This is a genomic window from Citrobacter sp. CFNIH10 (assembly GCF_002934585.1).
GTDB lineage: Bacteria > Pseudomonadota > Gammaproteobacteria > Enterobacterales > Enterobacteriaceae > Citrobacter_A > Citrobacter_A amalonaticus.
The window spans coordinates 2,025,207-2,048,806 of the sequence record NZ_CP026216.1; the positions used below are offsets into that span (position 1 = coordinate 2,025,207).

A 23,600-nucleotide genomic window follows, 5' to 3' on the forward strand; every position below is an offset into this window, starting at 1 on the left:
CCGGGGAGCGGCGGCGACATCGCCCCCCGGTGGTTAATCACGCCTTAATGCAGAACCGCATTCAGTGCCAGCACGCCCAGCAGTCCCATGATTGAAATCAGCGTTTCCATCACGGTCCACGTCCGCAGCGTTTCACCGACGCTGAGGTTAAAGTAGCCCTTGAACAGCCAGAATCCCGGATCGTTTACGTGCGAAGCGATTACGCTACCGGCCCCGGTCGCCAACACCATCAACGCCGGATCGGCATGGGTGACGTTAATGATCGGCAATACCACGCCAGCGGTCGTGATCGCGGCGACGGTCGCCGATCCCAGTGCAATACGCAGTAACGCGGCCACTGTCCAGCACATCAGCAGTGGCGACAACGAGGTGCCGGTCATCAGGTGCGAGATATACTGACCCACGCCGCTGTCCACCAGAACCTGTTTAAACGCGCCGCCACCGGCGATGATAAACACAATCATGGCGATGGCACCGATAGAGTCACCGACGATATCCATGATCTGTTCAATCGTCCTGCCATTGCGTCGGCCTAGAGTGAAAATCGCCAGCACGATGGCGATAAACAGCGCGACGGCAGGGTTCCCGATAAACTCAAAGAATACCCGTACCGAGTTGGTTTTGGGCAGTGTAATTTCGCACACGGCGGCAACGGCCATCAGTATGACGGGGATCACCGCCGCAAAGATACTGTTCCAGAAGGACGGCATCTCCTCTTCGGTGAACAGGTGCGGGTTAAACAACCCTTCCGGCGGCGCTTTTTCAAAGCGGGTCAGCAGTTTTGAAAACAGTGGGCCTGCGACAATCACCGTAGGAATGGTGATAATAAACCCGTACAGCAACGTAGTGCCGAGGCTGGCTTCAAAAATCGTCGCAATGGCTGTCGGTCCCGGATGCGGCGGCAGGAAGCAGTGGGTGACCGAAAGGGCAGCGACCATCGGCACGCCGACATACAGCAGCGGCAAACCGGATGAGGCCACCACCGTAAATACCAACGGCAGCAGCAGTACAAAGCCGACTTCGAAGAACATCGCCAGCCCAACGACCAGTCCGGTGACGACCAGCGCCCACTGTACGCGCTTTTTACCAAACGTCCCGATCAGGGTGGTCGCGATGCGCTGCGCGGCCCCCGTATCAGAAATCAATTTTCCCAACATTGCGCCAAAACCGAGGATCATCGCCAGCCCGCCGAGCGTGCCGCCGATCCCGTTTTGAATGGAATGTAAAACGGCCTGTGCGTCCATCCCTTCGGCGAATCCCACGACGGCTGCGACCAGGACCAGGGCGATGAAGCCATTGACTTTAAGGCCAATCATCAGGACCAGAAGCAGCGCGACGCCTGCCGCAATTATGATTAATGGCATAATCTTATCTCTTATGTGTGCCAAAAAGGCAGCGCTGGCGCGCTGCGTAGGGTTGTTCAGTGGTTACACTGCGACCAGCATGCCGCCGTCGACGAACAGCAGGTGTCCGTTGACGAAGTCCGAGGCTTTGGAGGAGAGGAATACCGCCGCGCCAATCAGCTCCTGCGGATCGCCCCAGCGGGCGGCAGGGGTACGTTTGCATAACCATGAGGTGAAGGCTTCATCTTCCACAAGCGCTTTAGTCATTTCCGTTTTGAAGTACCCCGGTGCGATGCCGTTAACCTGGATGTTATGGCGCGCCAGTTCAACGCACATACCGCGAGTCAGCATCTTCACCGCACCTTTCGAGGCGGCGTACGGGGTGATGGTGTCGCGACCCAGTTCACTTTGCATTGAGCAGATGTTGATCACTTTCCCGGCCTGGCGCTCCACCATTCGGCGGGTTACCGCCTGGGAGACGAGGAACACGGCGGTCTGGTTAACGGCGATCACGTCGTTCCATTCCTGCTCAGGGAATTCGGTAAATGGGTGGCGGCGCTGGATCCCGGCGTTATTGACCAGCACATCAATCGGGCCAATATCTTTTTCGATATGATCAATTGCGGCGTCAATATCCTGTTTATGCGTCACGTTAAAAGGAGCGGCAACGGCACGGATCCCTTCCTGCTGCAGTTTAGCAACCGCGGCTTCTGCCCGCTCTGACGTAATATCGTTGACGATAATCTGCGCACCATACTGACCAAGACCCGTTGCCAGCAAATAACCGATCCCCTGGGCGGAGCCGGTGATCAGAATATTTTTACCTGCCAGTGAAAAAAGATCGTTCATGATGTTATTCCTTATTTTTCATTCTCAAAGACGAGCTGAACTTTTGCCGCCTGGGTTTTGTCGCTGGCGAAAATCAGCGCCTGTTCCAGGTCGGTAAACGGATATTCCGCACTCAGTAGCGGCAGCGGATCGATAACGTTATGTGCCAGCCAGGAGACTGCGGTATTAAATTCGGTGGTAAAGCGGAACGAGCCTTTCAGGGCGATCTCTTTGCCGATCAGCATCATCATCGGGAAGTCCGGAACGGCACCACCCATACCAACCTGCACCATCACCCCTTTTGCGCGGGTGACTTCCAGACAGGTGGTAATGGAGGAGGGATGACCGGAGACCTCGAAACTGATATCGAAATAGCCCTTCTCCGTTTTCCACTGGTCGAGCGCGTCATGCTGGGGATTAACCAGCGTATCCGCGCCCATTTGTTGAGCCAGCGATAGCGAACGGGGGCTGACATCGGCACAGACCACTTCCGCTGCACCCAGCGTTTTCACCGCGCTGACGATCAGGCAACCGATGGGGCCGACGCCGGAGATAAACACTTTCTTACCCTGGAGATCGCCAGCCTCATGCGCAGCATGGATGGCAACGGCCAGCGGTTCAGCAAAGGCCATGACCTTTTCGTCCGCCTGTTCCGGGTAAGGAATACACTGGGCGGTATCGACCGTTTTAAACTGGGTAAAGCCGCCGTCGACGTGCGGAAAATACATCGCACTGCCAAAAAAGCGCATTTCAGTGCACTGGTTTTCTTCATGTTGAAGACAGTATTTACAATGACCGCATGGTTTAGACGGATTAATGGCAATCGACTGCCCTTCGCGTAATGTTTCTGAATCGCTATGGACCACTTTACCAATAACTTCATGGCCTAAAATCATCGGTGCTTTGACGGTAAAATTACCGACTTTACCTTCCTGATAATAATGTAAGTCGGAGCCGCAAATTCCTCCGCGGGTTATTTTTACGAGCGTGCCTTTATTATTCCATTCGATATTCTGTTGTGTTACGGCAACAGAGCGCTTACCCGCGACAACGCAGGATTGAGTTTTCACTTCCATAAATGCCTCACTGGGTCAGGTCTTCATCTCCGGTGCATTTAAGCGGTTTTAATTGTCCTTATTTGTGAGTTAGATCACACTGGAAAATTGTTACACTACAATGTTACGCATAACGTGATGCGCTTTATAATTCTCATCTATGGAAACAAAAAAGCGTGAAATTGCCGATTGTGCAGGCGTAATATCGCGCCATGAAATATGACGCAGAGGGTTTTACATGGCCGGGGAAAGCTATATTTTGATGGGCGTTTCAGGAAGTGGTAAATCGTTAATTGGTAGTAAGGTGGCGGCATTATTATCGGCGAAGTTTATTGATGGTGACGATCTCCATCCTGCCAAAAACATTGATAAAATGTCCCAGGGAATACCATTAACCGACGAAGACAGACTGCCGTGGTTAGAACGCTTAAATGATGCATCTTATAGTCTGTATAAAAAGAATGAGACCGGGTTTATTGTGTGCTCATCATTAAAAAAGCAGTATCGCGATTTTTTACGTAAGGGCAGTCCTAACGTGCATTTTCTCTGGCTGGATGGCGACTACGATATTATCCTGGAACGGATGCAGCGTCGGGCAGGGCATTTTATGCCGGTCGGTTTGCTGAAAAGTCAGTTTGAGGCGCTGGAGTGTCCATTGGCGGAGGAAGCCGATATTGCGCGTATCGACATTAATCATGACATTGAGAATGTGACGGCGCAGTGCCAACAGGCGGTTCTGGCGTTTCGCCAGGCACGAGAGCGACTCAGCACCTCACTCTGAGTTGAGAAGCGCTGAGTCAGACTGTCAGAAATCGGCTTTCAGCACCACACGGTAGCGGGCTTTACCGTCGCGAACGTGCTGGATTGCCTCGTTGATTTTCGACATCGGGAACAGTTCGGTGGTTGGCGAGACCTTGCTGCGTCCGGCAAACTTCATCAGCTTACGCAGTTCATACGGTGTACCAGTCGCCGAACCGGAGACGCTGCGATCGCCGGCAATCAGCGTGAAGGCAGGGACCGGCAGCGGCTTCAGTACCGCGCCGACGGTATGGAAGTTGCCGCCGTAAGCCAGCGCTTCGAAGTAGGGTTGCCAGTCGAGATCGACATTGACGGTGTTGATAATGAGATCGAACTGGCCTGCCAGCGCCGTTAATGCCTGCGGATCGCGGCTGTTCACCACTTTATCGGCACCCATCGCCAGCACTTCTTTCTCTTTCGCCGGGTTAGAGCTGAACGCGGTGACTTCACATCCCATTGCATGCAACAGCTTGATAGCGATATGTCCCAGTCCGCCAATACCGATCACCCCAACGCGGCTCGTGGCAGTGACGTGGTGCATCAGCAGCGGTTTAAACACCGTGATACCGCCGCACAGCAGCGGACCGGCGGATTCACTATCGATGCTTTCTGGAAGCGGGATCACCCACTGCCAGTCTGCGCGCAGCTTCTCGGCAAAGCCGCCACGATTAAGAATGGTGGGCACCGCTCCTTCCAGGCAGTTGATCTGATTACCGCTGATACAAGCATCGCAGTGACCACAGCTGCGCGCCGTCCAGCCAATCCCCACGCGCTGGCCGATCTTCAGGCCTTTCGCCTGCGCCGCGCTACCGAGGGCGGCCACGCGACCAATCACCTCATGTCCGGCAACCAGTGGATACTGAGAGAATCCCCACTCGTTGTCGATCATCGACAAATCGGAATGGCAGATACCGCAGTAATCGACCTGCACCTCGACATCTTCCGGCTTGAGTTCGCCTGCATCGTATTCAAAGAGTTCGAGTTCGCTGCCCGCCTCTTTTGCGGCATAGCTTTTAATCATCGACATCGTGTTTCCCTCAGTGTGGTGTTGAATAAAAAAGTGTAGAGCATGGGAAACGGCGTCGCTTTGCAGAAGGGGGGATTAAGAAGAGCGCGGGATGGATGTATGCTGATTTTTTCGACACTTAACGGAGAAGACACACGCTAGCGCTTGCATGGTTGCGTGCTACAGGTATAATCCACAACGTTTTCCGCATACCTCTTCAGTGCCGAAGTGGCGAAATCGGTAGACGCAGTTGATTCAAAATCAACCGTAGAAATACGTGCCGGTTCGAGTCCGGCCTTCGGCACCAAAAGCATGTAAATGGACCTCAACTGAGGTCTTTTTTTATGCCTGAAATCCGCGCTACACAAGGATTTTTCAGCATTTCTCCTCAACTGAAGTCAACCTGAGTCAACCCACATCAACAAGCTTGTGAGTATACTAATGAGTATATTTGCCGATTCGATATTGCTTGTATACTCACGAGATACCAATGGAAGGAGGACCATTATGGCCCTAACGGATACTAAAGTTCGTTCTACGAAACCTGAGGATAAAGAGTATTCACTTGTTGACGGTGACGGCATGTCCTTACTGGTAAAACCTGGTGGTTCAAAGTATTGGCGATTTCGTTTCCGTTTTGGTGGTAAACAACATTTGATGGCGTTCGGCGTTTACCCGGATGTTTCGCTGGCGGATGCCAGGAAGAAAAGGGAAGAGGCCAGAAAGCTGGTAGCTGCTGGTATCGATCCTCGTGAGCATAAACGTGCTGTGAAAGAAGAGCAGGCGAAAGAGATTATTACTTTCGAGAAGGTTGCCAGAGAGTGGCTCGTGACCAACCAAAAATGGTCGGAAGATCATGCTAATCGCGTAAAAAAGAGCCTGGAGGACAATATCTTCCCGGCAATTGGTACTCGCAACATCGCTGAATTGGGTACTCGCGATCTGTTAATTCCCATTAAAGCCGTAGAGATGTCTGGACGTCTTGAGGTGGCCTCTCGTCTTCAACAGCGTACCACGGCCATCATGCGTTATGCAGTGCAAAGCGGGTTAATTGATTACAACCCGGCGCAAGAGATGGCGGGGGCGGTTGCTTCCAGTAATCGACAGCATCGTCCGGCGCTGGAGTTAAAGCGTATCCCTGAGTTACTCCAGAAAATAGATGGTTACACTGGCAGGCCGCTAACCCGTTGGGCAACGGAACTTACCCTGCTTATCTTTATTCGGTCCAGTGAGCTGCGTTTTGCTCGCTGGTCAGAGATCGATTTTGAAACGTCAATGTGGACCATCCCGCCTGAGCGAGAGCCTATTCCCGGCGTGAAACATTCTCAGCGAGGATCAAAGATGCGTACACCTCATCTGGTGCCGCTTTCAAAGCAGGCGCTGGCAATCCTGAAGCAGATAAAACAGTTTTGCGGGGAACACGAGTTGATTTTCATTGGCGATCACGATCCGCGCAAGCCCATGAGTGAGAACACGGTCAACAGTGCTCTGCGGGTTATGGGTTATGACACTAAAGTTGAAGTTTGTGGTCACGGTTTTCGTACGATGGCCTGTAGTTCGTTAATTGAGTCAGGACTATGGTCGAAAGATGCGGTGGAAAGGCAGATGAGCCATATGGAACGTAACTCGGTGCGGGCAGCGTATATCCATAAAGCGGAACATCTGGATGAGCGCAAGCTGATGTTGCAGTGGTGGGCGGATTTTTTGGATGCGAATCGGGAGAAGGGAATTACGCCGTTTGACTATGCGAAGATCAACCGGGGGAATGGAGAGTGAGTTGAATGCCTTTATTTCTCAGTTGATGTTTAAATTAAAGCGACCAACCAGCTCAATTAGGACTGGTTGGTCACTGTATTTTTTTACCGTTGTTATCAAAATTCCATCCGCTAGACAAAAAAGATGTCTGCAATAATGCCTTGAATGTACATATAGTTGCGAGCATCATCGCAAATATGTGCTCATGAATTCTTCAATGTAATGACCTCTGACAAAACCCTAAAGCAAGCGATATCAAATATTACTATCTGGCGCAAAGGCGAACAGCGTGCGCCACATAAGCCATTATTGCTGCTGCACGTCCTCTCACACTATCGGCAGGGTCACGATCGCCTGTTTAACTATGGTTCTGAAATCTACGAACCCCTGTTGGATCTCCTGGAACGTTATGGACCGCAGCGCCGTGACCAGCGCCCGGACATGCCGTTCTGGCGTCTGAAGGGCGATGGCTTCTGGGAACTACAAAACGCGGAACTGTGCTCAACCAATGGTAGCCGCCAGCCGCCCCGACGTGAACTCATCGAATATAATGTCGCGGGTGGATTTGATGCCGATAATTTTGCGTTGGTGGCAAAAAATCACAGGTTAATTGATACGCTGGCGCAGCAGCTCCTGGAGGCGCATTTCCCGGCTAGTATTCAGGAAGATATCGCTGACGAGATGGGTTTTGATATTCGCACCTCTCTCCGTCAACGCGATCCGAAGTTCCGCCAGATGGTGCTACGTGCTTACAATTATCAGTGCGCGATCTGCGGCTTTAACATGCGCCACGATAATGCGCCGATTGCTCTGGAAGCTGCCCATATCAGATGGAAGCAGCACCATGGCCCTTGTGAAGTACCTAATGGCCTGGCATTGTGCGCAATCCACCATAAAGCGTTTGATCGTGGTTCGATTGGTTTGGATGAAAACATGCGTGTGATGGTTTCAGGCGCGGTAAATGGTGGTGGGGTGGTACAGCGGCTGTTTTGGGATTTTGCGGGAAAGGCGATTGCGTTGCCACCGGTTAAAGAAAATTATCCGGGCGAGCAGTTTGTGGAGTGGCATAGGGAAGAGGTATTCAGAGGAGTGTATTGATCTGGGGTAGGGCAGTTATTTTGCATGTAGTATACAAACTATTCAGCTGTATTAGCTTAGATTTGACCTTACACATCTATTGCACAGAGATCAAACCTAATCTGTCAGGCAGTTCTGTGCCAGAAACGGTCGTTGCTATAGTAGGTCAGCATGGCTTCAAATCAGCCCAAAAAAGCATTATAATTCAAGAAAATTAGTCTATTAGCTTATAGAGAAAAAAATGATAAAAGATAGCGGAAGAGAAAAGCTGTCAGACAAAAGATTTGACTCTGTAGTAGCCAAGGATAAGTTTGTTAATAAATTATTTGAAAGATTAGTTGCATTAAATATTCAATTTAAAAATGTTAACTTCAGCTACTGTATTTTTGATGCTGCTTACATCAGAAACTGTAGTTTTCAGGATTGTGACTTTACTGGTTGCAGATTTTTAAATTGCAACTTAATAGGGTCAAGCTTTAGTGGCTGCAAATTTGACTATGCCACTTTTGATAAGACCCACATTGATAATGACATTCTCGAAAATGGGTGTCCTGGACTGGACAACCTTAAGCTCAAGTTTGCGCGATCTTTACGTTTGAATTATCAGCAAATAGGTGATTCAAAATCAGCAAATAAAGCCATAGCAATCGAACTACAGGCTACAGGAGAGCACCTTCATAAAGCATGGAAATCCAAAGAATCTTATTACCGAAAGAAATATAAAGGACTTGACCGCTTTAAAATCTTTGGCGAATGGTTTGAGTTTAAGGCGTTAGATCTTATTTGGGGAAACGGAGAGTCTGTTTTTAAATTATGCAGGGCTGTTATTGTTATTCTGTGCATCATAGCTTTGCATCACGTTCTTAACTATGGTGATCCCAAACTACTTAGCTCATATTTTGACGCGTTAGCAATGTCCCCACAGCTATTTTTAGGGACATTACAACTCCCTGAGTATTCAACATCGTTTTTGACAATAGTCGTTCTAGTAAGACTAATTATGTTTGGTTTCTTTATGTCCATAATAATTAAACGGTTTAATAGGCGATAATTATGCATATCTATGCTTTTGGTTCGATATGTCGCGGAGAGGTTGATTCATTTTCAGACATCGACATGTTAGCTATTGTCAGTGGTCGGGATGAAAGATTTAATCCGAGAGATTACTCGATTTACTCGTATGAACGGATAAATGAACTCTGGAAAGAAGGTAATCCATTCGCTTGGCATCTTTTTTTGGAATCCAAGATTATTTATTCACCCGATAACATTGATTATTTGCGGAGTTTAGGTAAACCGAGTAACTATAATTCAGGCTTGGCTGATTGTGAAAAGTTTCTAGAGATATTTATTAGCGCTAAAAATTCGATTGAAACATCTGACCTTACAGAGATCTTTGATCTATCTTCAGTGTTTTTGTCGATACGAAATTTTGCGACATGTTTTTCTTTAGATTACAATGTAAGGCCTGATTTTTCGCGAAATTCCGCACGTAATTTGGGCATTCATAGCATACCAATTTGTGATTTGACCTATGAATTATTAGAAAGGGCCAGAGTGCTTTGTACCAGAGGTACTGGTGAAATCCTGAATGCTGATGACATTAAAAAAGTCAAGACTCAATTAAGCCTAATTGAGTCTTGGATGCGAGAAATAATAAAAGTAATTGGTGGCAAATATGAGTGAGTTTAGTAATAGAATCAAAGCTCAAAGAGAAGCATTGAAAGTAGTCAATGGTTCAGGATTATTCCGTGAGCCGTTATTAAGTCTAACCGAGAAAGCCATAGAACGGTGGTCTAATAACAATAATCTCAGTAATACTGATCGCGCTATTCTCTTGTTGAAAGAGATGTCAGGTACCTTATTTTTCCTTGCAAACAAGAGTCAGGAGCAGGTTACTGAAGACTATAAGGTTCTTTCTAAAAGAGTGAGTGACCAGTTATCGAAATTGGAAATTGAATTGAAAAACAGAGTCGTTTACAAGACAATTCGTTGAAAACTGAGTTGCCATGTTTTACGGCAGTGAGTGCAGATATAACGCTGATGCCCAGCAGTACTTTTGCCGTTACGCACCACGCCTTCAGCAGCGGAGCAGGAGGGACAACAGACGGAAATGGAAGCCACAGGAGTACCTAAATACCACCATCATACACTACATCAGTAAGTTGGGAGCATTACCATGTCCGCCGAACGCTCGAAGCTGACCGTCAGGTTTGCTTGTGTGCTGCCGGTGAAAACTGCTAAGTCAATTTTGAGCTAATACAATTTAGCCTTGATGACTACGACAATATACGATGTTTCACATTCTGCACGTTTAGAGTTACTGTCATAAGGAGCTTATAGCCACCATCAAATGCACATACTGATCTTTAAAGAAAATGTGTGGCTTAAGCGCCTTTAGAACTTTTGTATTGTCTACACCGCCGAGAAAAAAGTCTCATAGAAGACATGTCCATCCCAACTTTAAATAAAGTTATATAAGAGTTATTAGTCGTCAATAGGTGAATATTTCCCTTTTTCAACTTTAATAAGATGCTTTTTATTGTAGCAAGTTGACAGTGCACAGGCTATAGCATTCCGTAATTCAGCGCGACCTAATTGCTCAAGATTAATATAGCGTTTACGTAGCGCGTCTGTTATCTCATCCAATACTAGTGTTTTATCTGGTGGTAATAACGCAACCCAAGCCTGTATAAAAGCTAATGCACTTCTGTAGAGAAGTTTTCCGCCAGGTAATGATTCGCTTAGTACTTTATTTCTATATGACTTTTCAAATGCCACTCTTCGGGCACTAGCCGCCGCTAACGGTATGGGTAATAGTCGTCTCTTTTCTTTTTGAACAGCTGAATTAAAATTGCCCTGAGAGATTGTTAAATCAAACTCGCGAATTTCATTAATTTCATGTCTGGTTGGTGACGATTCTTTAGTTTTCTTATTGCAAAGCAAACAATTATTCTCAGAATCAAAAGGTATCATCTTTTCACATATGGCACAATTTTTTATTGATAAGCTTGTCCCTACACCTAATGTGTTTAATTCGAATTGTTGATTTGTAATGTAATAAACAACTCTTCGTGAGTTTACGGACCAATATATTATCGGCCAAGTATAATGAGAGTATAAGTAATCAACCCATGTTTCCGCTGGTGAATTGTCTGCATCAAACTCAATAAGCCATGAATAAAGATCTTCTGACCATGCTAATTTTACACTGTTAAGTTTCAGGTCCCCTTTTCTGAAAAAATTAGCCATAAGAACTTTGGATGAGGAGTTATGTTTGGCTTCGGTAATTGCTCTCTGGGTTTCTTTTTTATTAATCAACTGTTGTAAAAAATTATGATTTTGTCTCCATGCTAATTTCTCCGAGTCATAAATTGCAATAAAAACAGTCGTGGCTCTTGAGTAAGCACAAAACAATTGAGCATCCTCCATATTTGAGGAATCCAGAGTAATAACAACAGGTGACTCCATACCACGAAAACGAGATACAGTTTCAATATTTATATCAAAAGTTTTCATGTCGTCCTGAAGAAACTTTTTCACTAAATCAGTAGGAACAAGGACTGTAATTTCATCAGATGGCACAGAACTTTTTTTCAGTCGTAAGATTTCATCAAGCAGTGTGGCATATGGATCGCTTACAACTAATTCCTTTAACGTATCTGGTTCGTTATTCCTGGGGGAAGTAATTTGATATGAAGAGGGCCTGATAGCCATTAAATAATCAGTAACGGCTTTGGGGCATCTTAACACAATAGTTAAGTTGAAGGAAAATTGGGAGTTAATAATCTTTTGAAGATCAGCGTGATTCGCCCCTTTTTCAAAAGAGAACGTTTGTGTTTCATCACAAAATGCAATAATCTTTTTATTTTCAAACCAACAAAATAAAGTTTCCAACCATGAAGAATGTAACGCCTGTGCTTCGTCAATAATTAAAGCATCATAATCTTTTAGCTTATTTTTATTTAATGCACTACGCAAATCCTCGCAGCATCCTGATTCAAACCAGCCTGTTGGCGTCTCGGGAGGCAGAGCTAATCTACTACGAGCCTGATGACAGAGTTTGTGCCAGGTAAAAACGTCGCATAATGAATCAGGAGTTTGTTGCCGAATATATTCAGACAGGCGGTTATTGAAAGTAATAAATAAAACTTTTTTTTGTTCTTTAACCAACCGCCTGGTGAATTCAATCCCAATCAGGGTCTTTCCTGTTCCAGGCCATCCAGATACAACAAATCGTTGATATTCTGACAAAAGTTCAATGACCTTGATTTGTTCATGTGTGAGTCTTAACCAGAGTTGGTTATCATAAATAATCCGGGTCCCCCAGTCAGGAGTGCCATCAAAATCTGGGCATAGAAATTTTATTATTAATTGAAGTTTCTCACTCCCCAAAGGATTATTTTCTAATGCATGTTTCCAGTATTGCATTATATCAATAGTATACTTTGCAATTTCCGGGAGTTGGCTTTTATCAATGAATATTCTTCTAAATGGTCTGACAGACGCATCGACCATTGCTGCATTTATAACTTTATCATCGAAATAGCTATCAGGAAAAATAAAACCATAACCAATGCGCAACCGTAACGTTGTTGCTCCCCCTAACCAACGGGCTAATCCATGGACATTGTTACGTGTTTGCTTAACCACATCTACTTTAGTATTTGTTTTGATATGTACAAAAATAGGGCCATCTACACGATATATCCCACTTTTTACCTCTAAAACCAAAACACCATAGATACGATGGAGAACAAGAAAATCTATTTCTCCACTTGGAGGTAATTTCATACCCAAATGCCGAGCCGCCGAACTCAACCACGGGAGACTATGAATCACGGTGAAATCATCGGACAACCCTTCTTTTAACAGGGTATAGACCGTTTTTTCTCCATAACTATCATTATCAATGGGTCCGAATGCCGGAATCATTTTGGCCATACTACTATTTCCTTATAACATGCTCCTGACAGAAATTTAAACTTGTTACATCGTCCAATGATTCGAAATAACTTCCGCTTGTTTCAAAATTAACTCCACCGCACCCGGCGTTTTATCTGGCGGATACTTATACCGACGCAGAGTCTGGCGAACCAAGATACGCAACCTTGCACGAACGCTTTCCCGTACCTGCCAGTCAACGGTAGTGGATTGGCGCAGCTTCAGCGTCACTTCTATCGCCAGTTTCTTAAGTACTTCATCCCCTAACTCCCGGACGGCGCTTTCATTTTCTGCAAGTGCGTCGTAGAAGGCGATCTCGTCAGGATTCAGGCCAAGTGCATCATCACGCGCCATTGCGGACTGAAAGTCCTTCGCCATCTGGATAAGCTCTTCAATCACCTGCGCCGTCTCAATAGCCCGGTTGTTGTATTTAATCAGCACGGCCTGAAGACGTTCAGAATACTTCTTCTCCTGCACTACGTTATTTTTAGTGCGGGACTGGATACCATCATTAATCAGTTTTTCCAGCAACTCTACCGCTAGGTTGCGATATGGCATATCGTGGACTTCCTGCAAAAACTCATCAGAAAGTAAGCCAATATTGGGCTTATCCAGCCCGGCCAACGTGAAAATATCATCCACGCCGTTAGCAATAACGGCATTATCCAGAATCTGTTTCAGCGCAGAATTCTTCTCGGCCTGGCTTATTTTTTTGTCCACGCTGGTGAATTTACTGATAGCGGCCTTCACTGCAGACAAGAAAGCAATCTCCAGCTTATAAGGCTGAGCCGCATCCAGTGTACAGCAAAGCGACCAGGCTTTAGTAATTGCCAGTACGTTATCAACAAAACGCTTCTTACCGTCCTCAAGGCCGAGCACGTAGTTTGCAACAGGCACCAACAGCTTTTGTGCGTGAGCTTCAAAGCCGGTGTAGTCAAAACCCGCTGACGTTGCTGTTTTGGCAAACATACCGTGGATGATGTCCAGCTTTTCCAGCATGATTGCCAGCGCTTCTTCAGCGTTGATGGTCGCATCGCCTTTACCATTTGCATCGGTATAGGTTTTCAGCGCCAATTTCAGTTCATTGGCGATTCCAATGTAATCAACCACCAGACCGCCGGGTTTATCTTTAAATACCCGGTTGACGCGGGCAATGGCCTGCATCAGGTTATGTCCGCGCATTGGCTTGTCGATATACATAGTGTGACAGCAGGGGGCGTCGAAGCCAGTCAGCCACATATCGCGCACAATCACCAGCTTCAGCGGATCGTTCACATTCTTGAAGCGTGACTCTAGCCGCTTTTTAGTTCGCTTGTTGTAGATATGCGGTTGCAGCATTGCCTTATCGGACGCTGTACCGGTCATCACGATTTTGATTTGTCCTTTTTCAGGATCGTCATTGTGCCACTCCGGGCGTAGCGCGATAATTTCATCGTAAAGATGGACGCAGATTTCTCGGCTCATCGCGACAATCATCGCCTTGCCGTCCATTACGGTATTGCGCTTCTCAAAATGAGTGATCAGATCGGCGGCAACCTGTTGAAGCCGTGGTTTTGCACCAACCAGTTTCTCCAGACGGCTCCATTCACCTTTGGTTTTTTCACGCAGGTCCAGCTCATCATCTTCAATCAGCTCATCAACTTGATCGGAGAGCGCCGCCAGTTCTTCATGATTGAGATCGAGTTTCGCCAGCCGGGATTCGTAGTGAATAGGCACCGTTGCTCCATCGTCCACCGCATCCTGAATATCGTAAATTGAGACGTAATCACCAAATACAGCGCGGGTATCGCGATCCTCTGCCGAAACCGGTGTTCCGGTGAATCCCAGAAACGAGGCGTTAGGCAGCGCATCGCGCATATGTTTGGCGTAACCGTATTTATAGACTCCGGTTTTACGGTCCAGGTTGGCTTTCATGCCGTACTGGCTGCGGTGTGCTTCATCGGAAATAACAACGATATTGCTGCGTCCGTTGAGAATCGGATGGGCGTTTTCCCCTTCTTCCGGGGAGAACTTCTGCACGGTGGTAAAGATAATGCCGCCAGCATCGCGAGTTGCAAGCAGATCACGCAATGTTTCACGGTCATCTGCCTGTACAGGCATTTGCTTGAGCAGCTCCTGTGCCTGGCAGAATGTACCGTAAAGCTGGCCGTCCAGATCGTTACGATCGGTCACAACCACAATCGTCGGGTTGCCCATCTCCGGCTGTTGCAGCAGTTTGCCGACATAGCAACACATGGAGATGCTTTTACCGGACCCCTGCGTATGCCAGACCACGCCTGCTTTCTTACTGCCTGGCTGAATGTTGCTGTGCAGGGCCAGTTGCTTACCGGTAGAAGCGACAATCGTCGCCTGCACGGCCTCACGCACCGCGTGGAACTGGTGATAACCAGCTATTTTCTTAATTAGCCTTTCGTCGTTATTTTCAAACAGAACGAAATAGCGGATATAGTCGAGCAGCAATTCCCGGTTGAAGAAACCCCGTACCATAGTTTCCAGTTGCCATTCCAGCAACGGCTTATCATTTTCATTACTGATGGTTTTCCACGGCATAAAACGTTCTTCCGTGGCGGTCATGGAACCCACTCGCGCCAGATAACCATCACTGACAATCAACGCTTCATTGCTGATAAACAGGTCACATATTTCGTCTTTATAGGTCTGTAACTGGTGGTACGCATCCCAGATATCTACCTTGTCATCGATAGGGCTTTTTAGTTCCACAACAGCCAGCGGTATTCCGTTAATAAAGCAGATGATATCCGGGCGACGAGGCTGTTTCGTTCCGCTGATAGTCATTTGATTGACCACCATAAAACGGTTGTTTTGTGGCTGGCTAAAATCCACCAGCAGCGCGTGGTCGTGGATAAGTTCTTCGTCGCGACGGTACTGTACCGGAACTCCTTCCAGCAACCAGTGATGAAAGGCTTTGTTACTGGCAATCAGATCCGGGCTTTCAGCGCGAGTAATACGGGAGATGACCTGTTCGAAGACGTCAGTAGGCAGGTGCGGGTTGATTTTTTGCAGGCAGGAGGTCAACACGGGCGTGAGGAACACATCATGATAGCTGGCGCGTTGCGGATTACTGCCATCAGGGGCAATATCCGGCCCGTGATGAATTTCCCAACCTTGTTCTGCAAACCAGCCCAGGCAAAGCTGTTCTAAGTCGTCTTCAGTTAGCATCGGTAACGTCCTGTGTTATACGTGTTCGGCTTCTTCAGTGGTAATTTCAGCTTCATCATGCCCGTTAAAGGTCTGTTTGATCAACTGGTTAAGCTGTGGCAGATACGGCGAAAGCGCATTCTCAAAACGGGTCATATGTTCCACCAGCCAGTCGATCATTTGCGGCCAATTTTCCTGCTGGAAACCATCTATTTTTTGGCGGTATTGAATACGACAGGCTTTTTTACCAGGTAGCGAGAGCCACTCCAGTGGGTTGCCGAATACCTCTTCGACAGATGTGCGGTGTTGTTCAAGCCAGTTCAACGCCATGGTGTTGATGTCTGCCGATGCTCGCGAAATCCATAATTCTACGCGGATTTCCTTCTTGCTGAATATTAGGCTATACGGCATACCACTTATGCCGGAGCCTGCACATAACCAGTGATCCATAGACGGGCTGATGTTGTTATACAGCGTACAGTCGCTGGCATGAAATTTCTCCAGCATCTGAGTCCAGAAAGCCTTGCGCAGGCGTTGGCTCTGTTTCAGCTCACCGCTGGTTGACTGTTCTTCCGCTTCTTTTTGCGCCATACCGATCATGTAGGATTCGGCTTCCGGTGTGGGAATAACCTGGCGGATATCGATGAATACATCATTTCCATAACGGTAAGGCGTGACCTTAAAGCACTGGATACGGATATTGAACTGCATCAGCCAGAGCGCAGTATTGGTAACTTCCTTGCGGAAATTTGCCGCAACCATCATCACGCGCTGGGAACGGCTTTGGTTAATTTGCACTTCATCCAGGCTTTCATGTTCGAGGAATTCTGCCAGCACATCAGAGGCTGGGCGGGTTTCTTCTGGATCGTTCTGATCGAGGTAACGCTGGAAGATCTCAACGATATGTTCTTTGCGCAAATTGGCGCAGTAACCCGCATATTTAAGTGCCTGCCAGACGACATCGCGCCCGGAATCGTCGAGCTTGTTCTCGATGATCACCAGATTACCGTCTTTGTCGATCGCCAGCAGATCGAGTCGCTCTTTGGTGTCGTCAAACCCGGCAAACTCTTTCTGAATAATAAGTAATTCATCATCGCTGCTGCGGGTCAATGCCTGCGGATGCTTCGCCAACCATTCCTGTAAGTGGTAGCGTTCGGTGAAACCCGCGTTAGTGAAGGTGGTTTCCTGAAGCGGTTGCAGGCTATTGCTGGGCTGATCGACTTTAAACATAGTCAGCTTCCTTGGCTATTTCCTCGGCTTCCGGTAACGTAATTTCACCGGAGAGGAGTTTGGGGAGTAGAGTGTCACGGAGTTGAGATAAGTAATTACTTTGTCTATTAATTGAAAGTTGCTCTTCCCAAATCGGCGCGATAACTCCATCAAAAACATTCAGTATATCATTTGATGGTAGAATAATTTTCAAATTACCCAATGATGTCAAACTTAGATTAGCCTGAACACCCTGCACTAGCTTGGATTCGACTTCTTGTTGAATTCGTGAAGATAATAAATTCATTCGAACTAAATGTAAATGTGATGAAGGCTGTTCTAACCTAACAAATGCAATGGCCTGATTGCAGTTACAATCAAGTATGTCTGCGGTTACAACACTCACTCTTCCAATAGTTCCGGCTATTGAGAAAAGTATATCATTTTCTTTTAATATAGAGCGTTTCAATAAATTTTCATGAACTCTCTTTGAAACCTTATCTAGTCCGGATGAATTAATTTCTCCATTGTTACTTATATCCTTAACCTTTAAGAAATTTATTACTTGAGGTTCATCTAGGATGATATCTTTTTTGGCTGGGGTTGTTCCTTTGGAAAGTATCAAAGTTAATGACTTGATGCTCTCAACATTCCATTGTTCAGGAATTATCCCTAATTCACTTTCCTGCATTACCGATGGGAACAACTCCGCTGTATCTCTAAGTTCAGCATATTTCTCAGGATGCTCTTGCTCAAAAATAGCCAAAGAATCAGCATCTTTTCCAGAGATTGCTGCCATAGCAGCAAGCATTGCCTCTTCCTGCGAACCACCCGCTTCCAGTATCGCAATTTTAGCTTTTACTGGTTCAAAATCAACAAACCAATTTTTGAACAGGGCTTGTGCCATTTGTTCGAGGGTTTGGTTAATATCTTGATTTAAATTTATTTTATTCTCTAAAGCAAAGAGAATTGATGCAATTTCTGACTGAGTTTTGTAGGAAGTAGGGAATTTAACTTCGAAAGGGTAAACAGCATTTCTATTCAAAGATTTCTGGGCGCTTCCAGAATTAAACTGTTCAAAATTTATTTGTTTAAGAAAGTAATAAATAAACTCTGGGCAGTTACCCTTGAAATCAGTAACATAAAGACAAGTATTCAAAGGCCAGTAATTTTCTGAGACATAAGAAACCTGCCCCATGGAATTACCGCTGCGTCCGATAATTACTCCGGGGCCTTTCGCTTTGAATTGATTATGATAACCAGTGACCCCTGAGGATCCCATAATTGGTATTTGACCATGTGTTCGAATCTGAGAAGGAAGATCATGCCCCCTCTGTAATGTTATTATGTCTCCAAGTTTTTTTATCTCCCAATTAGCATTCATAACCAAGTCCCTTAAGGTTTGCCTTAATCTGCGTTTCAAGTTTCACACTGCTTTCAAACTGTTCTTTTAGCTGCGCCGTCAGTCGCGTCATTTTCTCCGCAAACGGCTCATCTTCTTCTTCCTGCTCGGAAGCACCGACATATCGCCCAGGCGTCAGTACAAAATCGTTTTTCTTTATATCGTCCAGTGTGGCTGCAAAACAGAAACCGGCCTCATCTTCATAATCTTTATCCGTCTGCCAGGCATGGAAAGTATTGGCAATCTTTTTGATATCATCCGTTGAGAAATCACGTAATACGCGATCTTTCATAAACCCAATCTGTCGGGCATCAATAAACAGGACTTCACCCTTACGATGCGCTTTGCCATGACCTCCAGATTTATCTTTCGTCAACAACCAGATACAAGCGGGGATCTGCGTGTTAGTGAAGAGTTGACCCGGCAAAGCAACCATACATTCAACCAAATCAGCTTCGATAATCTGACGGCGTATCTCACCTTCTGTATTACTGTTAGAGCTCATCGAACCATTTGCCAACAACAACGCCATCGAACCTTTCGGTGCCAGGTGGTGGATCATGTGCTGCATCCAAGCAAAGTTGGCGTTACCCTGCGGTGGTGTACCGTACTGCCAGCGCACGTCATCTTCCAGCTTCGCATTCCACCACTCTTTCATATTGAACGGTGGGTTAGCCATAACAAAATCAGCACGCAGATCCGGGTGCTGGTCGTTCAGGAACGTATCGGCGTTCTGTTTACCGAAGTTAAAATCAATACCGCGAATCACCATATTCATCGCAGCCAGACGCCAGGTAGTCGGGTTGGATTCCTGTCCATAAACGGAGATATTGCGCTTTTGCTCGGCGGCGTTGTAATGCTTTTCATCAGCGTGTGCTTCGATAAAGCGATCGCTGGAAACAAAGAACCCACCAGACCCCATCGCCGGGTCATACACGCGGCCATTGTAGGGCTGGAGCATTTCAACAATCAGCGTGACAATACTTTTTGGCGTGTAGTACTGACCGCCCTGTTTACCTTCCGCCAGTGCGAACTGACCAAGGAAATATTCGTAAACGTGGCCGAGGATATCTTTGCTCTTCAAATTGAGCTTAACGCCATTGTATTCAGGCTCGTTGAAGCGGGTATCGGAGAAAACGTTAATCAGGCTGATTAACAGGTCATTGCCAAGCTGATAGTGGCCGATACGGTTAAGGATGTTTTTCAGTTTCGGGTTGCTGTTTTCGATAGTATCCAGAGCAATATCAATCAGCTTCGATACTGACGTCATAACGATATCTTTGCCGCTATCGTCTTTCCCCAGAACCGTCCCTACAGGCAGAGCAGCATTGGTTTTAAGCGTTTCCCAGCGAGCCAGCTTTGGCACCCAGAAGACGTTTTTCTCGGTGTAATAGTCCTGGACTTCCAGTTCTTCTGCGATCGCCTGCTGGTACGCCTCTTCCGTGTCGTAATCGTCACGAGACAGCGCGTAAATGTTGTCCGGGTTGGACTTGTCTTCAAACAGTCCTTTCAGTTCCTTCTGACGGGCGTCAAAGGCATCTGAAACATACTTCAGAAAGATAAGCCCCAGTACCACATGCTTGTAGTTGGCTGCGTCCATATTGGCGCGTAGCTTGTCTGCGGCTTTCCAGAACTTAGTATCCAGATCGTTCAGAAATTGCTGTTCAGCGTTGTCCATCAAAACCTCAAAAAATCATTTATGCCTGGTTCGATGTCCAGGTTGTGTAAAATCGGGGAAATTGCCAGAGATCATACCCTGACGTCAGAGCGATACCAAGATGAAGGGCTGATTTCCGCATCAATACCTTGTGGCAAAGGGGGATTACTCTTTTACACTTATCGGCGCAAAATAACGGTATTTTCCATTTCCCTACCGGAGCATCTTACGCGCTATGACCACTCTCGTTTTTTCCTATTCTCATGCAGACGAAGCGCTGCGCAATGAGCTTGAGAAGCATCTGTCGCCTCTGAAGCGCATGGGCAAGATCACCACATGGCACGATCGTTGTATCATTCCTGGGCAAGAGTTTGAGAACCAAATAGACCACTACTTTTCGCAGGCAAATATCATCCTGCTGCTGGTCAGCAGTGACTTTATCGCTTCTGATTATTGTTACCAAGTAGAGATGGCCAATGCGTTGGAGCGGCATAAACGGGGGGAAGCTGTTGTCATTCCTGTGATCTTAAGAGAGTGTGCTTGGCATCAGTTACCGTTCGGCAGCATTATGGCAGCGACAATTGATGGTAAACCCATAACCAAGTTTGCCAGCCATGATGAAGGCTACGTTCAGGTCGTCAACGCAGTCTCCCGCGCTATTGCTAATATGGAAGCGAAGAAACCACAGCAGAGTACTTATGCCCCTGCACCAGAGAACCCAATGCTCCAGGCAACGGATATCGTTTGGGCTCCTCGCTCCAGCAATCTTTCGCTGCCAAAGCGTTTTACCGATCTTGATAAGGATCGTGCCTGCCGTGCTGGTTTTGAATATGTCGCCCGTTATTTTGAAGGATCGCTGGCTGAACTCAAAAAACGCCATGCTGGATTAGATATCGATTTTCATAAGCGTGACGCAGACGCCTTCACTTGTGCGATCTACATGGGTGGGAGCAAAGTCGGTCAATGTGCAATCTGGCGTAATAGCGGACGAAATATGGGGATGGGTGATATCGGTTATAGCCAGGATGGCGTAATTGGCAATGCTTACAATGAAATTTTAACCATTGACAATAACGGCCAGATCCTTGGTTTTCGCCCATCAATGGGAGTGTTTAGTGCTGGATACTCAAGGGATACTTTGCTCACTAACGAAGGTATGGCTGAGCATCTATGGGATATGTTTTTTGAGCCAATAAAACAACGCGCTCGTTAGCATAGCCAGGGCGTTATTCCGCAGTTCTTAACGCCCCCCTTGACCATTTTTATAAATGATTATCTTCAAGCGTATAAATCCATTCGCCACATTGCGGACATACTTTTTCACCATTCCAACAGAGATGGCACCAGCAACACTGCCAGTTTTGTATCGTTGTATTGCGGGGAGGTTGGCGGGGTTTTACTGGCGGTAAGGGACCGTATTCTGCTTTCTGCCCATCGCCGAACTTGCTTGCAGTTTTGTTGTAGGGGCATGTTGTAAGTCGCATTGTCGCCTCCAGTCGCAGTGGCGTATGAACAAAACTTTTTACACCAGTAAGTTCGTCAATAACCACGCTGATTTTCAGCCTACAGAATTCGCAGAGCAGAGTATCGTAATCGTCTTGTGTCGCCGTTTTCGGTTCGACCCTTTCGCCATGTTGTGTAACAGCAAAAGGCACATAGACAGGTTTATACATAATTAACTCCTGGAAAATGAAAAATGCCTGCGAGAAACACAGGTATCATGCGCTAGTGCAGGAAGGGGTTACGATGGCTGAGCGCGTCTCCGTCCACGCCTGCCCTTTAGGTTGCATGCTTTAATTTCACTTCGTCCAAAAGTTCTTACGTTGCCGGGTAACGCCAGGCGTGCAAAGGTATCTATTTTGGTTAGATAGTTCACAGCACGTTGTAGCCCTTCCTGCTTCAGGATGTCGTCATACTTAACCATCCCGACGCCAGATTTCTCATAACGTTCAGGTCTGACATTACAGTTGAAGTACGTGCCTTTCCCTTCTGTAATAACCGAAACCCAGTATTTGCCAAACTGCTCGCAGATATTGATCCCACAGCGGGATTTATTGCCGTCAAGGAAGAATAAGGTGTGGTAATGGAAGCCTCTGTCAGGCCCATATTCCAGTTTCCATACCGTGCCCAAAACGTGTCTGAATATTCGGTTTCGTTTCATGTTACGCAGCAATTGCTGACGCTGTTGTTTCGCTATTTCAGGGGTAATGCTGCCTGAATGTGCTTTTCCCCAGGCCAGGTCCAGACGTATTACCAACAGTCTTGCATGCCGGGTAAAAAGATGTTGAATATAATTCATCACCCCTTTCAGATTCTTCATTGAATTTCTTTGGTATTTTCTGAGGTCTTGTTTAAAAGCAGATTTATTCACCTCGTCACGATATTCACTTACCAGCTTATTCAGCATCACGGCAGTATTCGTCGAATCAACCCTGGTGATGGCACCGTTATAAACTCTGCAATAAAAATCGTACCGGCTTAGGGTTTGCTGGAAACGGGTGATTAGTGGATGAAGTTTACGAAATTGCAGGAACATATCAGGTATCTGGTCAAGCAGATGCATAACCTCCAAAACATCAATAGTTCGACTGGTTTGTTTGTATCCTGAGTTATTAAGCAAGATGCTAAAGGGGAAGGTTTTTTTACGTATTATCTTTTTCAGTAACACATAAGTGTGGTGGAGTTTTTCAATATTAATGCTGTTGTCTGTTACAGATATTATTATTGAATTCTTTTCGTTATGAATCTCAGCACAGTTCTGGAAGATACCCTCTATTTCGCTCATCTTTTTCACATTCGTAATATAACCACAATACATCGAAGTGATTGTGGCTTTAAGGATTAAAATGTACTTATACACACAGGAACATTCCTATTGCTTTACTGGTGGTATGTCTGATGGGTGAATAATGATAACACCAATAAAATAAGAACCTTAATTAAAATAAGGCATTTATCCAGGAAGCGTAAGCCTTGATAGACTAAAAGGTATGTATAAAGTTAGTGATTATTGTTTTAGGATAAAAGAGTAAGTTTACTCAATGCGGGATTCGTTAATTTTCTCTTTAAACCACATGACTACTTCACTTTCCAACCAGCGAGAACTGCGCCCCATTTTAATTGGCTTCGGGAACTTTCCTTCCTGAATTAATTTATAAAACCATTTATCAGTCATACCAGTAAAACGAACAATAAATGCCATATCAACCATCTGGTCGCTGTGAATATCAATGGTGTTCATGAGAGGACTCCGGGAATGTAACAGGAGGACACCGGGCGGCATCCTTTCATGTCATAGGTCGCATATGTATCGTTTTACATTTTTCTGTCTATGTGTTGCTTCTGCATATACGTCTGTTTTTTTAAT

General features: G+C 46.3%; 19 protein-coding genes, 1 tRNA gene and 2 pseudogenes. 8 read left to right on the forward strand and 14 right to left on the reverse strand.

Annotation, left to right across the window (positions count from 1 at the left end; translation table 11 throughout):
- Window positions 1–44: 44 nt before the first annotated feature.
- The 3 genes from idnT to idnD form a co-directional block, all read right to left on the reverse strand.
- Window positions 45–1,364, reverse strand: a complete 1,320-nt coding sequence (gene idnT, locus C2U53_RS13220) for a gnt-II system L-idonate transporter (RefSeq protein ID WP_104445982.1) — start codon at window positions 1,362–1,364, stop codon at window positions 45–47.
- A gap of 63 nt (window positions 1,365–1,427) precedes the next feature.
- Entirely contained in the window at window positions 1,428–2,192 is a 765-nt protein-coding gene (gene idnO, locus C2U53_RS13225; RefSeq protein ID WP_042999262.1) for a gluconate 5-dehydrogenase, read from the reverse strand.
- 11 nt (window positions 2,193–2,203) lie between these two features.
- Window positions 2,204–3,247 (reverse strand): L-idonate 5-dehydrogenase, encoded by a 1,044-nt coding sequence (gene idnD, locus C2U53_RS13230; RefSeq protein ID WP_042999263.1) that lies wholly within the window; start codon window positions 3,245–3,247, stop codon window positions 2,204–2,206.
- Between the two features lie 217 nt (window positions 3,248–3,464).
- Between idnD and idnK the strand changes: the two genes are divergently transcribed.
- Window positions 3,465–4,007 carry a gluconokinase gene (idnK, locus tag C2U53_RS13235; protein WP_042999264.1) on the forward strand — a complete coding sequence of 181 codons (543 nt, stop codon included), beginning with the start codon at window positions 3,465–3,467 and terminating at the stop codon, window positions 4,005–4,007.
- Between the two features lie 24 nt (window positions 4,008–4,031).
- Here idnK and C2U53_RS13240 read toward each other — a convergent pair whose 3' ends face one another.
- Window positions 4,032–5,051: an NAD(P)-dependent alcohol dehydrogenase gene (locus tag C2U53_RS13240; RefSeq protein WP_042999265.1), complete on the reverse strand. Its 1,020-nt coding sequence runs from the start codon at window positions 5,049–5,051 to the stop codon at window positions 4,032–4,034.
- Between the two features lie 201 nt (window positions 5,052–5,252).
- Between C2U53_RS13240 and C2U53_RS13245 the strand changes: the two genes are divergently transcribed.
- The 6 genes from C2U53_RS13245 to C2U53_RS13270 all read left to right on the forward strand — a co-directional run bounded on the left by C2U53_RS13245 (window position 5,253) and on the right by C2U53_RS13270 (window position 9,858).
- Window positions 5,253–5,337 (forward strand) — tRNA-Leu (locus tag C2U53_RS13245).
- Between the two features lie 200 nt (window positions 5,338–5,537).
- Window positions 5,538–6,806, forward strand: a complete 1,269-nt coding sequence (locus tag C2U53_RS13250) for an integrase arm-type DNA-binding domain-containing protein (RefSeq protein WP_104445983.1) — start codon at window positions 5,538–5,540, stop codon at window positions 6,804–6,806.
- Between the two features lie 201 nt (window positions 6,807–7,007).
- Complete coding sequence (locus C2U53_RS13255; RefSeq protein ID WP_104445984.1) at window positions 7,008–7,883, forward strand: phosphorothioated DNA-binding restriction endonuclease; 876 nt, start codon at window positions 7,008–7,010, stop codon at window positions 7,881–7,883.
- Window positions 7,884–8,103: 220 nt separating this feature from the next.
- Window positions 8,104–8,913: a pentapeptide repeat-containing protein gene (locus C2U53_RS13260; RefSeq protein ID WP_104445985.1), complete on the forward strand. Its 810-nt coding sequence runs from the start codon at window positions 8,104–8,106 to the stop codon at window positions 8,911–8,913.
- Window positions 8,914–8,915: 2 nt separating this feature from the next.
- Window positions 8,916–9,548: a nucleotidyltransferase domain-containing protein gene (locus C2U53_RS13265; protein ID WP_104445986.1), complete on the forward strand. Its 633-nt coding sequence runs from the start codon at window positions 8,916–8,918 to the stop codon at window positions 9,546–9,548.
- The gene (locus C2U53_RS13270) at window positions 9,541–9,858 is read left to right on the forward strand and encodes a hypothetical protein (RefSeq protein ID WP_104445987.1); all 318 of its coding nucleotides are present in this window, start codon (window positions 9,541–9,543) and stop codon (window positions 9,856–9,858) included. The genes C2U53_RS13265 and C2U53_RS13270 overlap by 8 nt, the downstream gene beginning before the upstream one ends.
- On the opposite strand, the pseudogene C2U53_RS13275 reads toward C2U53_RS13270, so the two are convergent.
- The 7 genes and pseudogenes from C2U53_RS13275 to C2U53_RS13305 form a co-directional block, all read right to left on the reverse strand.
- A pseudogene (locus C2U53_RS13275) lies at window positions 9,858–9,986 on the reverse strand (IS1 family transposase); the annotation flags it as partial. The gene C2U53_RS13270 and the pseudogene C2U53_RS13275 overlap by 1 nt on opposite strands.
- Before the next feature lie 217 nt (window positions 9,987–10,203).
- Window positions 10,204–10,296, reverse strand: a pseudogene (locus C2U53_RS30745) (5'-nucleotidase); the annotation flags it as partial.
- A gap of 53 nt (window positions 10,297–10,349) precedes the next feature.
- Window positions 10,350–12,806, reverse strand: a complete 2,457-nt coding sequence (locus C2U53_RS13285) for a nuclease-related domain-containing DEAD/DEAH box helicase (RefSeq protein ID WP_104445988.1) — start codon at window positions 12,804–12,806, stop codon at window positions 10,350–10,352.
- 45 nt (window positions 12,807–12,851) lie between these two features.
- On the reverse strand, window positions 12,852–15,986 hold the full coding sequence (locus C2U53_RS13290) for a type I restriction endonuclease subunit R (RefSeq protein WP_104445989.1): 3,135 nt from the start codon (window positions 15,984–15,986) through the stop codon (window positions 12,852–12,854).
- A gap of 15 nt (window positions 15,987–16,001) precedes the next feature.
- Window positions 16,002–17,195: a DUF4268 domain-containing protein gene (locus C2U53_RS13295; protein ID WP_104445990.1), complete on the reverse strand. Its 1,194-nt coding sequence runs from the start codon at window positions 17,193–17,195 to the stop codon at window positions 16,002–16,004.
- Window positions 17,188–18,558 (reverse strand): restriction endonuclease subunit S, encoded by a 1,371-nt coding sequence (locus C2U53_RS13300; RefSeq protein WP_104445991.1) that lies wholly within the window; start codon window positions 18,556–18,558, stop codon window positions 17,188–17,190. The genes C2U53_RS13295 and C2U53_RS13300 overlap by 8 nt, the downstream gene beginning before the upstream one ends.
- Window positions 18,548–20,254, reverse strand: a complete 1,707-nt coding sequence (locus tag C2U53_RS13305; RefSeq protein WP_104445992.1) for a type I restriction-modification system subunit M — start codon at window positions 20,252–20,254, stop codon at window positions 18,548–18,550. The genes C2U53_RS13300 and C2U53_RS13305 overlap by 11 nt, the downstream gene beginning before the upstream one ends.
- Window positions 20,255–20,468: 214 nt before the next feature.
- On the opposite strand from C2U53_RS13305, the gene C2U53_RS13310 reads away from it, so the two are divergent.
- On the forward strand, window positions 20,469–21,446 hold the full coding sequence (locus tag C2U53_RS13310) for a toll/interleukin-1 receptor domain-containing protein (RefSeq protein WP_104445993.1): 978 nt from the start codon (window positions 20,469–20,471) through the stop codon (window positions 21,444–21,446).
- Window positions 21,447–21,495: 49 nt separating this feature from the next.
- On the opposite strand, the gene C2U53_RS13315 is transcribed toward C2U53_RS13310, so the two are convergent.
- The 3 genes from C2U53_RS13315 to C2U53_RS13325 form a co-directional block, all read right to left on the reverse strand.
- Window positions 21,496–21,906 carry a hypothetical protein gene (locus tag C2U53_RS13315; protein ID WP_104445994.1) on the reverse strand — a complete coding sequence of 137 codons (411 nt, stop codon included), beginning with the start codon at window positions 21,904–21,906 and terminating at the stop codon, window positions 21,496–21,498.
- Window positions 21,907–21,974: 68 nt separating this feature from the next.
- Window positions 21,975–23,018 carry an inovirus-type Gp2 protein gene (locus C2U53_RS13320; RefSeq protein WP_104446888.1) on the reverse strand — a complete coding sequence of 348 codons (1,044 nt, stop codon included), beginning with the start codon at window positions 23,016–23,018 and terminating at the stop codon, window positions 21,975–21,977.
- A gap of 249 nt (window positions 23,019–23,267) precedes the next feature.
- Complete coding sequence (locus C2U53_RS13325; protein ID WP_104445995.1) at window positions 23,268–23,474, reverse strand: AlpA family transcriptional regulator; 207 nt, start codon at window positions 23,472–23,474, stop codon at window positions 23,268–23,270.
- Between the last annotated feature and the right edge of the window lie 126 nt (window positions 23,475–23,600).

Excerpts from the sequence above, each read along its gene's own strand:
- idnT (WP_104445982.1), bottom strand. The coding sequence starts at position 1,364 with ATGCCATTAATCATAATTGCGGCAGGCGTCGCGCTGCTTCTGGTCCTG.
- C2U53_RS13300 (WP_104445991.1), bottom strand. The coding sequence starts at position 18,558 with ATGAATGCTAATTGGGAGATAAAAAAACTTGGAGACATAATAACATTA.
- C2U53_RS13255 (WP_104445984.1), top strand. The coding sequence starts at position 7,008 with ATGACCTCTGACAAAACCCTAAAGCAAGCGATATCAAATATTACTATC.
- C2U53_RS13305 (WP_104445992.1), bottom strand. The coding sequence starts at position 20,254 with ATGGACAACGCTGAACAGCAATTTCTGAACGATCTGGATACTAAGTTC.
- C2U53_RS13310 (WP_104445993.1), top strand. The coding sequence starts at position 20,469 with ATGACCACTCTCGTTTTTTCCTATTCTCATGCAGACGAAGCGCTGCGC.
- C2U53_RS13295 (WP_104445990.1), bottom strand. The coding sequence starts at position 17,195 with ATGTTTAAAGTCGATCAGCCCAGCAATAGCCTGCAACCGCTTCAGGAA.
- idnD (WP_042999263.1), bottom strand. The coding sequence starts at position 3,247 with ATGGAAGTGAAAACTCAATCCTGCGTTGTCGCGGGTAAGCGCTCTGTT.
- C2U53_RS13315 (WP_104445994.1), bottom strand. The coding sequence starts at position 21,906 with ATGTATAAACCTGTCTATGTGCCTTTTGCTGTTACACAACATGGCGAA.
- C2U53_RS13240 (WP_042999265.1), bottom strand. The coding sequence starts at position 5,051 with ATGTCGATGATTAAAAGCTATGCCGCAAAAGAGGCGGGCAGCGAACTC.
- idnK (WP_042999264.1), top strand. The coding sequence starts at position 3,465 with ATGGCCGGGGAAAGCTATATTTTGATGGGCGTTTCAGGAAGTGGTAAA.
- C2U53_RS13285 (WP_104445988.1), bottom strand. The coding sequence starts at position 12,806 with ATGGCCAAAATGATTCCGGCATTCGGACCCATTGATAATGATAGTTAT.
- C2U53_RS13250 (WP_104445983.1), top strand. The coding sequence starts at position 5,538 with ATGGCCCTAACGGATACTAAAGTTCGTTCTACGAAACCTGAGGATAAA.
- C2U53_RS13325 (WP_104445995.1), bottom strand. The coding sequence starts at position 23,474 with ATGAACACCATTGATATTCACAGCGACCAGATGGTTGATATGGCATTT.
- C2U53_RS13270 (WP_104445987.1), top strand. The coding sequence starts at position 9,541 with ATGAGTGAGTTTAGTAATAGAATCAAAGCTCAAAGAGAAGCATTGAAA.
- idnO (WP_042999262.1), bottom strand. The coding sequence starts at position 2,192 with ATGAACGATCTTTTTTCACTGGCAGGTAAAAATATTCTGATCACCGGC.
- C2U53_RS13260 (WP_104445985.1), top strand. The coding sequence starts at position 8,104 with ATGATAAAAGATAGCGGAAGAGAAAAGCTGTCAGACAAAAGATTTGAC.
- C2U53_RS13320 (WP_104446888.1), bottom strand. The coding sequence starts at position 23,018 with ATGAGCGAAATAGAGGGTATCTTCCAGAACTGTGCTGAGATTCATAAC.
- C2U53_RS13265 (WP_104445986.1), top strand. The coding sequence starts at position 8,916 with ATGCATATCTATGCTTTTGGTTCGATATGTCGCGGAGAGGTTGATTCA.
- C2U53_RS13290 (WP_104445989.1), bottom strand. The coding sequence starts at position 15,986 with ATGCTAACTGAAGACGACTTAGAACAGCTTTGCCTGGGCTGGTTTGCA.